Source organism: Micromonospora sp. CNZ303 (genome assembly GCF_004345505.1).
This window is the reverse complement of sequence record NZ_SLVT01000001.1, coordinates 291,500-304,218: the sequence shown is the minus strand read 5'-3', so window position 1 is coordinate 304,218 and position 12,719 is coordinate 291,500. Positions and strand designations below refer to the sequence as shown.

The 12,719-nt window shown below is 72.4% G+C and carries 11 protein-coding genes; 8 read left to right on the top strand and 3 right to left on the bottom strand.

Annotated elements, in window-relative coordinates; all coding sequences use genetic code 11:
* The first annotated feature begins 18 nt into the window (after nucleotides 1-18).
* Nucleotides 19-402, top strand: a complete 384-nt coding sequence (locus EV374_RS01525; RefSeq protein ID WP_089003203.1) for a WhiB family transcriptional regulator — start codon at nucleotides 19-21, stop codon at nucleotides 400-402.
* Nucleotides 403-585: 183 nt separating this feature from the next.
* Here the strand turns inward: EV374_RS01525 and groL are convergent, their stop codons facing one another.
* Together groL and groES are read right to left on the bottom strand one after the other, a co-directional pair.
* Nucleotides 586-2,232 carry a chaperonin GroEL gene (gene groL, locus EV374_RS01520; RefSeq protein WP_132230959.1) on the bottom strand — a complete coding sequence of 549 codons (1,647 nt, stop codon included), beginning with the start codon at nucleotides 2,230-2,232 and terminating at the stop codon, nucleotides 586-588.
* A 70-nt stretch (nucleotides 2,233-2,302) separates the two neighbouring features.
* Nucleotides 2,303-2,617 carry a co-chaperone GroES gene (gene groES, locus EV374_RS01515; RefSeq protein WP_121399825.1) on the bottom strand — a complete coding sequence of 105 codons (315 nt, stop codon included), beginning with the start codon at nucleotides 2,615-2,617 and terminating at the stop codon, nucleotides 2,303-2,305.
* A gap of 249 nt (nucleotides 2,618-2,866) precedes the next feature.
* On the opposite strand from groES, the gene EV374_RS01510 reads away from it, so the two are divergent.
* The 7 genes from EV374_RS01510 to EV374_RS01480 all read left to right on the top strand — a co-directional run bounded on the left by EV374_RS01510 (nucleotide 2,867) and on the right by EV374_RS01480 (nucleotide 10,328).
* A complete protein-coding gene (locus tag EV374_RS01510) occupies nucleotides 2,867-4,090 on the top strand; it encodes a THUMP-like domain-containing protein (protein ID WP_132230958.1) in 1,224 nt (407 codons plus the stop codon).
* A 63-nt stretch (nucleotides 4,091-4,153) separates the two neighbouring features.
* Nucleotides 4,154-4,633: a Cys-tRNA(Pro) deacylase gene (ybaK, locus tag EV374_RS01505; protein WP_132230957.1), complete on the top strand. Its 480-nt coding sequence runs from the start codon at nucleotides 4,154-4,156 to the stop codon at nucleotides 4,631-4,633.
* A gap of 193 nt (nucleotides 4,634-4,826) precedes the next feature.
* Complete coding sequence (locus EV374_RS01500) at nucleotides 4,827-5,924, top strand: ABC transporter substrate-binding protein (protein WP_132230956.1); 1,098 nt, start codon at nucleotides 4,827-4,829, stop codon at nucleotides 5,922-5,924.
* A gap of 107 nt (nucleotides 5,925-6,031) precedes the next feature.
* Nucleotides 6,032-6,856, top strand: a complete 825-nt coding sequence (locus EV374_RS01495) for an ATP-binding cassette domain-containing protein (RefSeq protein ID WP_132230955.1) — start codon at nucleotides 6,032-6,034, stop codon at nucleotides 6,854-6,856.
* Nucleotides 6,853-8,112 (top strand): ABC transporter permease subunit, encoded by a 1,260-nt coding sequence (locus EV374_RS01490; RefSeq protein ID WP_132230954.1) that lies wholly within the window; start codon nucleotides 6,853-6,855, stop codon nucleotides 8,110-8,112. Before EV374_RS01495 ends, EV374_RS01490 begins: the two co-directional genes overlap by 4 nt.
* A 28-nt stretch (nucleotides 8,113-8,140) precedes the next feature.
* Nucleotides 8,141-9,322, top strand: a complete 1,182-nt coding sequence (locus EV374_RS01485) for an ROK family protein (RefSeq protein ID WP_132230953.1) — start codon at nucleotides 8,141-8,143, stop codon at nucleotides 9,320-9,322.
* A gap of 268 nt (nucleotides 9,323-9,590) precedes the next feature.
* Nucleotides 9,591-10,328: a DUF4142 domain-containing protein gene (locus EV374_RS01480; protein ID WP_132230952.1), complete on the top strand. Its 738-nt coding sequence runs from the start codon at nucleotides 9,591-9,593 to the stop codon at nucleotides 10,326-10,328.
* Between the two features lie 667 nt (nucleotides 10,329-10,995).
* Here the strand turns inward: EV374_RS01480 and EV374_RS01475 are convergent.
* Nucleotides 10,996-12,576, bottom strand: a complete 1,581-nt coding sequence (locus tag EV374_RS01475; protein ID WP_132230951.1) for a Na+/H+ antiporter — start codon at nucleotides 12,574-12,576, stop codon at nucleotides 10,996-10,998.
* Nucleotides 12,577-12,719: the final 143 nt, after the last annotated feature.

Genomic DNA, 12,719 nt, shown 5'->3' with positions numbered 1-12,719 from the left:
GCGGGAGGAGGGGTGCTGATGTCGAACGTACGCAGACTGCCCGGACCCATCGTCGACCTCTGGGACTGGCAGCGGCTCGGTGCCTGCCGGGGCCGGGACAGCGCGCAGTTCTTCCACCCGGACGGCGAGCGTGGCTCGTCCCGCCTGCGCCGGGAGTCCGGCGCGAAGGCCGTCTGCCGCGCCTGCCCGGTGCGGGCCGAGTGCGCCGCCCACGCCCTCGCCGTGCGCGAGCCGTACGGCGTCTGGGGCGGCTTCAGCGAGTCGGAGCGGCTGCGGCTGCTCGCCGTCGGCTGGGAGGACCTGGCCGACCGCCGCCAGAGCCGGGTCGACGTGGCCCGACTGGAGGCCCGCCTGGGCCAGCCGCACCGGTCGACCGTCCCCGCCCAGCGCAAGATCGCCTGAGCCGGCGACCTCCTCGAGAGACCACACCGACGCCGCGTCCCCGCCCGGGGACGCGGCGTCGCGGCGTTCCCGCCCGGGTTCGCGACGCACCGGCCAGCCGACGGTCACGCCCCCGGCCCGCCGAAAGGCGTCGGGGCGCACCGTCACACGGACGGTGCGCCCCGACTGGGCGTACGGCGAGGGTCAGAAGCCCGGGCCGTGCTGGTGGCCGTGGCCGTGGCTGTGGCCGTGCCCACCGGCGGCGGCCGGCTCGGCCTTCTCCGGCTTCTCCACCACGAGGCTCTCCGTGGTGAGCAGCAGGCCGGCGATCGACGCCGCGTTGGTGACCGCGTTACGGGTCACCTTCACCGGGTCGACGATGCCGGACTTCGCCAGGTCGACGTACTCGCCGGTGGCGGCGTCGAGGCCGTGGCCCCACTCCTTGCCGGCCACCTTGTTCACGACGACGTAGCCGTCGTGGCCGGCGTTCTGGGCGATCCAGCGCAGCGGCTCGACCAGCGCCTTGCGCACGATCGAGACGCCGACCTTCTCGTCACCGGTGAAGCCGAGATCGTCGTCGAGCGCCGGCAGGATCTGCACCAGGGCGGCGCCGCCGCCGGGGACGGTGCCCTCCTCGACCGCGGCCTTGGTCGCGGCGATCGCGTCCTCGATGCGGTGCTTGCGCTCCTTCATCTCGACCTCGGTCGCGGCGCCGACCTTGATGACCGCGATGCCGCCGGACAGCTTGGCCAGCCGCTCGGCGAGCTTCTCCCGGTCCCAGTCGGAGTCCGAGGCCTCGATCTCCTTGCGGATCTGCGCGACCCGGTCGGCGACCTCGCTCGACTTGCCGCCGCCGTCGACGACCGTGGTGTTCTCCTTGTCGACCACGACGCGCCGGGCGGTGCCGAGCACCTCCAGGCCCACCTGGTCGAGCTTGTAGCCCAGCTCGGGCGCGACCAGCTCGGCGCCGGTGAGGATCGCCATGTCCTGGAGCATCGCCTTGCGCCGGTCACCGAAGCCGGGGGCCTTGACCGCGCAGACCTTAAGGGTCTTGCGGATCGAGTTGACCACCAGCGTCGACAGCGCCTGGCCGTCGACGTCCTCGGCGATGATCAGCAGCGGCTTGCTGTTCTGGAGGACCTTCTCCAGCAGCGGCAGCAGCTCCTCGATCGCCGAGATCTTCTGGGTCGTGATCAGGATGTACGGGTCCTCCAGGACCGACTCCTGCGACTCCATGTCGGTGACGAAGTTCGGCGAGATGAAGCCCTTGTCGAACTGGAGACCCTCGGTCACGTCCAGCTCGGTGTGCAGGGCGGAGCCCTCCTCGACGGTGATGACACCGTCGCGGCCGACCCTCTCCATCGCCTCGGCGATCAGCTCGCCGATCGTGGCGTCCTGCGCGGAGATCGTCGCGACGTGCGCGATCGACTTCTTGTCGGCGACCTCGACGGCGCGGCCGAGCAGCGCCTCGGAGACCTTGGTGGCCGCCGCGTCGATGCCCCGCTTGAGGCCGGCCGGGTTGGCGCCGGCCGTGACGTTGCGCAGGCCCTCGCGGACCATGGCCTGGGCCAGCACGGTGGCGGTGGTGGTCCCGTCGCCGGCGACGTCGTTGGTCTTGGTCGCCACCTCCTTGACCAGCTGCGCACCGAGGTTCTCGTAGGGGTTGGTGAGCTCGATCTCCTTGGCGATGGTCACGCCGTCGTTGGTGATCGTGGGCACACCGAACTTCTTGTCCAGGACGACGTTGCGCCCGCGCGGGCCGAGGGTGACCTTGACCGCGTCCGCGAGGGCGTTGACACCGTGCTCGAGCAGGTGCCGGGCGTCGTCCGAGAAGCTCAGGATCTTCGCCATGAATGTCCCTTCGAAGCGTCGTCGCCCCGGCCCGGCGAGCCGGACCGGGGCGACGACACTGATCGGTTGCTTACTTCTCGATGACCGCGAGGACGTCGCGGGCGGAGAGCACCAGGTACTCCTCGCCGGCGTACTTGACCTCGGTGCCGCCGTACTTCGAGTAGATGACGGTGTCGCCGACGGAGACGTCAACCGGGATCCGGTTGCCCTTGTCGTCGATCCGGCCCGGGCCGACAGCGAGGACGGTGCCCTCCTGCGGCTTCTCCTTGGCGGTGTCGGGGATCACGATGCCCGACGCCGTGGTGGTCTCAGCCTCGTTCGCCTGGACCAGGATCCGGTCCTCGAGCGGCTTGATCGCAACCTTGGTCGCGGTAGTCACGGGCATACCCTCCTGGGGTACTGGTTTCGTTACCGGTCGGCGAGCCGACCGGCGTCAATCTGCCACATGCCACCGGGCGGGGCCGTCGTCGCGGGTGCCGGTCCGCCTGGCGTTCAGCGCCCGGGCCACGAGGCCCGGAAGCTGGCACCCTCGGGGTGAGAGTGCTAATCGCAGGTTATTCCTCGGCTAGCACTCCGTCAAGGAGAGTGCCAACCCGCCGGCCGGCGCGTCGGGTCCGCCGACCACAATGACCGGGTGGATCTCGACCAACTCGCCGCCCTGCGTACGCCCGAGGGGTCGGCCGCACTCGCCGCCGCCGCGCGGGTGGCCGGCGGCGATCCGCTGGCCGCGGCGGCCGCGCTCCGCTCGACGGGGCTGCCGGCCGGCCTGGCGTCGGCCGCCCTCACCCAGGCCGAGCTGCGCCGCCGGGCGGTCGGCAAGTTCGGGCCGGCGGCGGCCGGGATGTTCCTCACCCGGGCCGGGTTGGAGCAGGCCACGCGGGGCGTCGTCGCGGCACGGCGGGCCGAGCGGCTGCGGGCCGCCGGGGTGCGCGTCCTCGCCGACCTCGGCTGCGGCCTCGGCGCGGACGCGCTCGCCGCCGCCCGCGCCGGCATCCGGGTGTACGGCGTGGAGGCCGACCCGCTGACCGCCGCGATGGCCGCCGCGAACGCCGAGGCGGCCGGGCTGGCCGAGCTGTTCACGGTGGAGTGCGGCGACGCCACGGCGTTCGACGTGGACCGGGTCGACGGGGTGTTCTGCGACCCGGCGCGCCGGAAGGCGGGCACCGGGCGGCGGATCTTCGACCCGAACGCCTACTCGCCGCCCTGGGACTTCGTCGTCGGGCTGGCGGAGCGGGTGCCGCACACCGTCGTGAAGGTGGCGCCCGGCATCGACCACGCGCTGGTCCCGGCGGGCGCCGAGGCGGAGTGGGTGAGCGTCGACGGCGACCTGGTCGAGGCGGCCCTGTGGTGCGGCGAGCTGGCGCAGGTCCCCCGCCGCGCCACCCTGCTGCGCGGTAAGGAAGGGTCCCCTGTTAACGCTTCCGGTAGAGGAAGGGTCCCCTGCAATCAGCTGACGGGCTCCGGGGACGCCGAGGCACCGGTCGGCCCGGCGCGCCGCTTCCTGTACGACCCCGACCCGGCGGTGGTCCGCGCGCACCTGGTCGCGGAGCTGGCCGAGACGCTGGGCGCGACGCTGGCGGACCCGAGCATCGCCTACCTCTACGCGGACACGCCGACGCCGACGCCGTTCGCCCGCTGCCTGGAGGTCACCGACGTGCTGCCGTTCTCGCTCAAGCGGCTGCGCGCGCTGCTGCGGGAGCGCCGGGTCGGGCGGGTGGAGATCCTCAAGCGCGGGTCCGCCCTGGAGCCGGAGAAGCTCCGCCGGGACCTGCGGCTGACCGGGGACGAGGCGGCCAGCCTGGTGCTGACCCGGGTCGCCGGGGCGCCGACGGCGCTGGTCTGCCGGCCGGTCGGGTAGCGCGCGGGGGCGGCCGGCCTTTTCGGCTCGCGGGTCGTACGGGGTCGGGTTAGCTTGACCGTCATGGCGGGACAGGGCACTCCGGCGACCGCGCTGCTGACGAAGCGGAAGATCGCCCACAGCACCCATCCGTACGACGTCTCCCCGGACGCGCCCCACTACGGCGCGCTGGTCGCGGCGGCCCTGGGGGTGCCGCCGGAGCGGGTCTTCAAGTCGCTGGTCGCCGAGGTCGACGGTGCGCTGACGGTGGCGGTCGTGCCGGTCACCGGCGAGCTGGACCTCAAGGCGCTCGCCGCGGCGGTCGGCGGGAAGCGGGCCGCCATGGCCGACCGGGCGGTCGCCGAACGGGCCACCGGCTACGTGCGCGGCGGGATCAGCCCGCTCGGCCAGCGCCGGCGGCTGCCCACGGTGCTCGACTCGTCGGCGCTCGACCATCCCACCGTCTACGTCTCGGCGGGCCGGCGCGGGCTCCAGCTCCAGCTCGCCCCGCAGGACCTCGTCGCCCTCACCGGGGCGGTCATGGCCCCGCTGTCGGCCCGCTGAGCTGCGCCGCTCCCCTCGGTCGGGAGAGAGCGCTCCCCGGCGCACGACAGCCGGGTGTCAGGGACGTTGCTGAATTGTTACTGCCGACAACAAACTCGCCACCTCGGTGCTCTTGTGCCCACGGCGCGAACCGGAATACGTTGCCGGACACAACAAACCAACATCATCCCCCACCCCCGAAAGGACCCTGCTGATGCGCAAGGGCTTCCTCACCTTCGCCGCCGTGGGCCTGCTGGCCGCCGGCGGCCTGACCGCTTGCGGCGACGACTCCGGTTCCGATGCCGGCGGCTCCACCGAGAAGAAGCCGAAGATCGGCGTGATCCTGCCGGACAGCAAATCCTCCGCCCGCTGGGAGGGCGCGGACCGCAAGTTCCTGGAGGAGGCGTTCAAGGCCGCCGGCGTCGACTACGACATCCAGAACGCCCAGGGCGACAAGACGGCGTTCCAGACCATCGCCGACCAGATGATCACCAAGGGCGTCACCGCCCTGATGATCGTCAACCTGGACTCCGGCACCGGCAAGGCCGTGCTCGACAAGGCCAAGTCCCAGGGCGTGGCGACCATCGACTACGACCGGCTCACGCTGGGCGGCTCGGCCACCTACTACGTCAGCTTCGACAACGAGGTCGTCGGCAAGCTCCAGGGCGAGGGCCTGAGCAAGTGCCTGACCGACAAGGGCGCCAAGAACCCGGTCGTGGCCTATCTCAACGGCTCCCCCACCGACAACAACGCCACCCTGTTCAAGAACGGGTACGACTCGGTGCTCAAGCCGAAGTTCGACTCGAAGGAGTACACCAAGGGCCCGGACCAGAACGTGCCGGAATGGGACAACGCCCAGGCGGCCACCATCTTCGAGCAGATGCTCACCCAGCAGCGCGGCAAGATCGACGGCGTACTCGCCGCCAACGACGGCCTCGGCAACGCGGCCATCTCGGTGCTGAAGAAGAACAAGCTCAACGGCAAGGTCCCAGTGACCGGCCAGGACGCCACCCCGCAGGGCCTGCAGAACATCCTCTCCGGCGACCAGTGCATGACCGTCTACAAGGCGATCAGGGAGGAGGCGAAGGCCGCCTCGGACCTGGCCATCGCGGTCGCCAAGGGTGAGAAGAAGGAGACCGGCCAGACGGTCAAGGACCCGGAGGGCGGCCGGGACGTCCCGTCGGTCCTGCTGACCCCGAAGTTGATCTTCAAGGAGAACGTCAAGGACGTCATCGCCGACGGCTTCGTCACCAAGGACGAGGTCTGCGCCGGGGCGTACGCCAAGCTCTGCGCCGACGCCGGCATCAGCTGACCCGTACCCGATTCCCCGCGCACGCCGCCCGGCACGGACCCTGTGCCGGGCGGCGGTTCGCGCCGGACGGGATCCGAGACCTCCCCTCCACCTGAAGGAGACCCCCCGTGTCCGCAACCCCCCTGCTGGAACTACACGGGATCGACAAGAGCTTCGGTCCCGTCCAGGTCCTGCGCGACGTCGCCTTCTCCGCCCACGCGGGCGAGGTGACAGCGCTGGTAGGCGACAACGGCGCCGGCAAGTCGACCCTCGTCAAGTGCATCAGCGGCATCTACCCCACCGACGCCGGCGAGTTCCGCTTCGACGGCCGGCCGGTGACCATCAACAGCCCCCGCGACGCCGCCGCCCTCGGCATCGAGGTCGTCTACCAGGACCTTGCGCTCTGCGACAACCTCGACATCGTGCAGAACATGTTCCTCGGCCGGGAGAAGCGCAGCGGCATCGTGCTCGACGAGCCGACCATGGAGCAGATGGCCGCCGACACCCTCGCCGGGCTCAGCGTGCGGACCGTGAAGTCGCTGCGGCAGCACGTCTCCAGCCTCTCCGGCGGCCAGCGGCAGACCGTGGCGATCGCCAAGGCCGTGCTCTGGAACAGCCGGCTCGTCATCCTCGACGAGCCCACCGCCGCGCTCGGCGTCGCGCAGACCGCCCAGGTGCTCGAACTGGTCCGCCGGCTCGCCGACAACGGCCTGGCCGTGGTGCTCATCTCGCACAACATGAACGACGTCTTCGCCGTCTCCGACCGGGTCGCCGCGCTCTACCTCGGCCAGATGGTCGCGCAGGTGAAGACCACCGACATCACCCACTCGCAGGTGGTCGAGCTGATCACCGCCGGCCGCTCCGGCGGGCTCGGGCTCGCCACCGAGCCGGCCAACGGCGGCAACGGGCGCGGCGCGGAGCCGGCCGACAGCAACCCAGGAGGCGTCCGATGACCACCACCGTCGTGCACAAGGACGGCCCGGCAGCCGTCACACCGCCGCCCACGTTCGGCAGCCACCTCCGCAACTACGTGGGCCGGGTCCGCGGCGGCGACATCGGTGCGCTGCCCGCCGTACTCGGCCTGGTCGTGCTCTGCACAGTCTTCTCGATCATGCAGCCGACGTTCCTCAGCGCCGGCAACTTCGCCAACCTGTTCACGCAGGGCGCCGCGGTCACGCTGATCGCGATGGGGCTGGTCTTCGTCCTGCTGCTCGGCGAGATCGACCTCTCCGCCGGCTTCGCCAGCGGTGTCTGCGCCGCCATCCTCGCCAACGTGGTCACCGTGCTCGGCTACCCGTGGTACGTGGCCGTGCTCGCCGCGATCGTCACCGGCGCGGTGATCGGCACCACCCTCGGCTTCCTGGTCGCGAAGATCGGCATCCCGTCCTTCGTGGTGACCCTCGCCGGGTTCCTCGCCTTCCAGGGCATCGTGCTGATGCTGATGGAGGAGGGCGCCAACATCTCCGTCCGCGACGACGTGCTGGTGGCCATCGCCAACCGCAACCTCCCGCCCGTCCTGGGCTGGCTGCTGGCCGCCGTGGCGGTCGCCGGCTACGCGGCCGTGCAACTGCTCCGCCACCGTACGCGGGCCGCCCGGGGCCTGGTGACCGATCCGATCGCGGTGGTCCTCGCCCGGATCGGCGGGCTGGCTCTCATCCTCGGCCTCGCGGTCTTCATCCTCAACCTGGAGCGCAGCCGCAACGTCGTGATCAGCTCGCTCAAGGGCGTGCCGATCGTGGTGCCGATCATCGCGGCGCTGCTGGTCTTCTGGACCTTCGTGCTCCAGCGCACCAGCTACGGCCGGCACGTCTACGCTGTGGGCGGCAACAGGGAGGCGGCACGCCGGGCCGGCATCAACGTGGACCGCATCCGCATCTCGGTCTTCGTCATCTGCTCCTCGATGGCGGCCGTCGGCGGTATCGTCGCCGCCAGCCGGGCCAACTCGGTGGACCCCAACACGGGGGGCAGTGACGTACTGCTCTACGCGGTCGGCGCGGCGGTCATCGGTGGGACCAGCCTCTTCGGCGGCAAGGGTCGGGTGTTCGACGCCGTCCTCGGTGGCGCGGTCGTCGCGGTCATCGACAACGGGATGGGTCTGATGGAATACAGCTCGGGGGTGAAGTACGTGGTCACCGGCGTGGTGCTGTTGCTCGCCGCGAGCGTGGACGCGTTCTCCCGTCGGCGTTCCACCGCCACGGGCAACCGCTGAACAGCCGGCACCGGAAGTGACGACGGCGATGCGCGCAGGACCGAGCCAGGACGAGATCCGTCGGCAGAACCTGGGCGCGTTGCTGCGGTACGTGCACGTGCACGGGGCCACCACCCGTGCCGAGCTCACCACCACGCTGGGGCTCAACCGCAGCACCATCGGCGCGCTGACCGCCGACCTGGCCGGCGCCGGGCTGGTCAGCGAGGGGACGCCGAAGGAGACCGGCCGGGCCGGGCGACCGTCGCTGGTCGTCCGGCCCGAGTCGGACCGGGTGCACGCGTACGCGTACAGCATCGAGGTGGACCGGCTGCGCGCCGCGCGGATCGGTCTCGGCGGCGCGGTGCTCGACCGCCGGGAGCTGGACCGCCCCCGGGGTCTGACCGCCGCGGAGGCCGCCCCGCTGCTGGCCGGGGCGGTCAAGGACATGCAGCAGAGCGCGCCGGCGGACGCCGTCTGCGTCGGCGCGGGCGTTGCGGTCTGCGGCATGGTCCGCCGCGACGACGGGCTGGTCCGGCTGGGCCCGACCACCGGATGGGTGGACGAGCCGATCGGCGCGGCGCTCGGCGCCGAGCTGGGCTGCGACGTGCCGGTCACGGTCGGCAACGTGGCCGACGTGGCGGCCTTCGCCGAGCACGCCCGGGGCGCGGCGGCCGGCTGCGACAACGTCATCTACCTGTACGGGGACGTGGGCGTCGGCGCCGGCATCATCGCCGGTGGGCGCCGGCTGACCGGGCACGGCGGCTACGGCGGCGAGGTCGGCCACATGGTGGTCGTCCGCGACGGCGCGCCCTGCGAGTGCGGCTCCCGGGGCTGCTGGGAGACCGAGATCGGCGAGCACGCGCTGCTGCGCGCGGCCGGCCACTCCGACGCGCGGGGCCGCGACGCGTTGCTGGCCGTCTTCGACGCCGCCGACCGGGGCGACCTGCGGGCGCAGACGGCGGTACGCCAGGCCGGCGACTGGCTCGGCTTCGGGGTGGCCAACCTGGTGAACATCTTCAACCCGGAGATGGTCATCTTCGGCGGCGGTATGCGCGACCTCTACCTCGCGGCGGCGGCCCAGGTCCGCAGCCGGCTCAACTCGATGGCCCTGCCCGCCTGCCTGGAGCACGTCCGGCTGCGCACCCCGAAGCTCGGGGACGACGCGGCGTTGATCGGCGCCGCCGAACTGGCCTTCGAACGCCTGCTGGCGGACCCCCTCGACGTCGGCTGACCGGCCCCGCCCCACCTGTCCCGCCCGCCCCGCCACCTGCCCTGTCCCGTGCGGCGGCCGTCCCACCTGTCCCCTCCCGTGCCGTGCCGTGCGTGCCGTGCCGTGCCGTGCCGTGCCGTGCCGACGAATGGTGGACAGGTGCCGCGCCGGCGGGCCGGGCCGGTGAACCGATCGGTCGGTCCGTCCGTACCAGTGCGCGGACGGGCGAAGGCGGAGGCGTCGCCCGGCCCGGACTCGTTTCGGACCGGACCGAGGAGACACCACGGACATGACACCGCTCAGATCCGCCCGTCGCCGACAGGGACACCGCAGCAGTCGCCTGGCGGCGCTGCTCGTCACGATCGCCGCCGGGCTCGGGGTGCTGCCCGGCGTGGCCGTCGCCGCGCCGGGCGGTCAACAGCTCAACGCGGCCGACGCCGCCCTGCTCAACGGGGTACGCCTGGCGGGGCTCTGGGAGATGCCAGCCGGGCAACTGGCTGCCGACAAGGGGCAGAGCGCGAAGGTACGCGAGATCGGCGCCGGCATCGCCACCGAGCACGAGGAACTGGACCGGCTCACGGTCGAGGCGGCCAACAAGCTCGGGGCGAGCATCCCGAGCGACCCGACGGCCGAGCAGAAGGGCTGGCTGACGGAGATGCAGAACGCCTCCGGCGCCCGCTTCGACCAGATCTTCGTCACCCGGCTCCGGGTCGCCCACGGCAAGATCTTCCCGGTCATCGGGGCGGTCCGCGCCAGCACCCGTGACCCGGTGATCCGCAAGCTCGCCGACGACGCCAACCGGTTCGTCCTGCACCACATGCAGATGCTGGAGAGCACCGGGCTGGTGCGCTGGCCGGAACTGCCGCCGGCCGCCCTACCCGCCCCCGGCGACGACGGCCTGCTCGCCGCCGCCTCCGCCAACTCCGGCCCACCGATCGGGGTCAGCAGCACGGTCGTCTGGCTGGTCTTCCTCGCCGCGCTCGGCACGGGGGGCGTCGCCACGTACCGCATCCTGCGCCGCACCTGACCACGGCGGTCCTCCCGCCGGCCACGGACCGGGAGGCCGTCGAACCGCAGGGCATTCTGCCGCTGACGCCTGGCGCCCTGGCGCCCTGGCGGCCTGGCGGCCTAGCGGTGCGGCGGCCTAGCGGTGCGGCGGTGCGGCGGCCTGGCGGTGTGGCTGCCTGGCTGCTCGCGGCCCTGCTTTACGTCCCCCTGTTCGCAGCCCGGCCGCCGATGTCACTTTCGGTAATCGCCAGGGGTGTCACGCCGTCGCCACCGGGCACCCACCTCGCCCCCTTTGCTCTGCAGCCATCCACGCACCAGCTACGGACGGTGGCTGGTGCGTCGGCGGCTGCAGAGCAAAGGGGGCGTGAGGGCATTCGGCCGGCTCGGCGATCGCGAGAAGGAACCGCTGGTCAGAGGGCTAAGCGCTGAAAAGAGGCCGCTCGCGCTCCAAAGCCAGGCAAATTCGACTACCGTGCGTGACATTAGCGGACTCTCGCGAGCATCGTCACTATGAGTTACCGGCGACGGGATCCGCTCAGCGATCGGCTGCGTGCCGGCACGTCGGCGCGGCCTGCGGGGCCCACACGCCCGGCACTCCGGCGCGACCCGCACACCGGCAGGCCCGTGCGCCCCGGCACGCCCGCACGCCGGCACGCACGCACGCCCGGCGCGATGGGCGGCCACGGCTACTCGTTGACCTCCGGGCCCAGCAGGCGGATCTCCTCGATGTCGAGGACGGCCTGCAGCTCCCGCAGGACGATGTCGTCGATCTCGTTCGTGTCCCGCAGCCTGGTGATCTCGCGCCGCTTGTGTTCGAGCACGGCCAGCCGCAGCCGCCGGTCGAGGTCCCGGGCCTGCTCCGCCGACCGGCTCTCCTCGTCGGTGGAGCGGACGTCGTCGAGGTGCTGCTCGTAGTCCGCCCGGATCCGGTCGACCGCGTCCGGTGTCGCGCCGAGCCGGTCCGCGACCTCGGGCAGCACCGCCAGCGCGGCCTCGGTGGCCCGCGTCCGTGCCAGCCGCAGCTCGCCGACCCGCCGGGTGTCGCCGACCAGGCCCGCCCACCCGACGACGGCGGGCAGCGTGGTGCCCTGGATCAGCATCGTCAGCAGGATGACCACGGCGGTGGCGAAGATGATCAGGTCACGTTCGTGCACACGTGTGCCGGTGGGCGTGGTCACCGGCACCGCGAGGGCGGCCGCGAGGGAAACCGCGCCCCGGAACCCCGCCCACCCGGCCGCCGTCCGCACCCGCCAGTCGACCCGCTCGTCCTGCTCCGCCGCCCGGCGGTCGACGACCAGGAAGGCGAACGCCGCCAGGTGGACCCACGCCATCCGGGTCAGCACGACCACGACGGTCACCACCACCGCGATGACCAGCGCCCGCATCACCGACAGACTGGTCACGTCGCGCAGGGCGCGCGGGATCTGCATCCCCAGGAGCACGAACAGCCCGCCGTTGATCAGGAACGTGGCGAGGTCCCAGAAGCCGTACGCCAGCACCCGGGAGCGGGCCCGGATGACCCGGGGGGCCGCGTAGGCCAGCACGAGGCCCGCGACCACCACCGCCAGGACGCCACTGGCGTGCACGAGCTCGGCGAGGAGGAACGCGACGAACGGCGTGAGGACGCTCAGCGCGCCCTCGCGCAGCGGATCGTCGAGCCGCCGCCGGAGCAGGATCACCGCCCAGCCGACCAGCAGGCCGGCGGCGACGCCACCGGTCGACGCGAGGACGAACCGCTCGGTCAGCCCGAGCAGCCCCGGCTCGGTGCCGCCCACGATCAGGCCCAGCCCGACGGAGAAGAGCACCAGCGCGGTGCCGTCGTTGATCAGGCTCTCCGCGTGCAGGGTGGTCAGAATCCGGCGCGGCATCCGCTTGGCCAGGCCGGCGACCGCCGCCGCGTCGGTCGGCGCGAGCACCGCGCCGAGCACCCAGGCGGCGGCCGGTTCCACGCCGAACCGCTGCACGACGAGCGACACCGCGACCATCGTCGCCACCACCAGCCCCACCGCGAGCAGCGCGATCGCGAGCAGGTTCGTGCGGATCTCGCGCAGGCTGGTGGTGATGCTCTCCTTGTAGAGGATCGCCGGCAGGAACAGCAGCAGCACCACGTCGGGCTCCAGCACCACGTGGGACAGCGGCGGCAGGAGCGCGAGCAGCGCGCCCATCGTGATGAGCAGGACCGGGGGCGCCACGCTGTACCGTCCGCCGAGGGTCGTGCCGACCAGCACCGTGACGCCCAGCACCACGATCAGTTCGAGACCGCCCACGTCGCACCCCCGTCACCACCGACGGCACGGTGACGGGTACGCGCCGGTCGCCTGCCGCTCCACCATCGTGGTACGGCGCTCCGGCGTGGCACCCTCGAACCCGGAAACAGGCGCCCCGTCCGCCGGTGTCGACGGCGACGGCC